Below are 792 nucleotides of genomic sequence, written 5' to 3' on the forward strand. Positions count from 1 at the left end.
CAGCGACTGCATCTCCTTGATGAGCACCTTGAAGGACTCGGGGATGCCCGGCTCGGGGATGTTCTCGCCCTTGACGATGGCCTCGTAGACCTTCACGCGGCCCAGCACGTCGTCGGACTTGATGGTCAGCAGCTCCTGCAGGGCGTAGGCGGCGCCGTAGGCCTCCAGGGCCCAGACCTCCATCTCACCGAAGCGCTGGCCGCCGAACTGGGCCTTACCGCCGAGCGGCTGCTGGGTGATCATGGAGTACGGGCCGGTCGACCGCGCGTGGATCTTGTCGTCCACCAGGTGGAGCAGCTTCAGGATGTAGATGTAACCGACCGAGATCGGGTGCGGGAACGGCTCACCGGAGCGGCCGTCGAACAGCTGCGCCTTTCCGTTCGGGCCGACCATGCGGCCGCCGTCGCGGTTGACCAGCGTGCTGCCGAGCAGGCCGACGATCTCCTCCTCGCTGGCGCCGTCGAACACCGGGGTGGCGACGTTGGTGCGCGGCTCGACCTCGGTGAAGCCCTTGTCGCGCAGCCGTTCGGCCCAGGCCTCCTCGATGCCGGAGATGTCCCAGCCGCGGGCGGCGATCCACCCCAGATGGGTCTCCAGCACCTGCCCGACGTTCATCCGGCCCGGCACGCCGAGCGGGTTGAGGATGATGTCGACCGGGGTGCCGTCCTCCAGGAACGGCATGTCCTCTACCGGGAGGATCTTGGAGATGACGCCCTTGTTGCCGTGCCGGCCGGCGAGCTTGTCCCCATCGGTGATCTTGCGCTTCTGCGCCACGTAGACCCGGACCAGCTC

General features: G+C 67.7%; 1 protein-coding gene. It reads right to left on the bottom strand.

All coding sequences use genetic code 11. The features are described 5' to 3' along the window. A partial coding sequence (locus IEZ10_RS38475; protein ID WP_444545411.1) for a DNA-directed RNA polymerase subunit beta occupies positions 1–792 on the bottom strand: 792 nt, incomplete at both ends.

Source organism: Streptosporangium pseudovulgare, assembly GCF_014648055.1.
GTDB classification, from domain to species: Bacteria; Actinomycetota; Actinomycetes; order Streptosporangiales; family Streptosporangiaceae; genus Streptosporangium; species Streptosporangium pseudovulgare.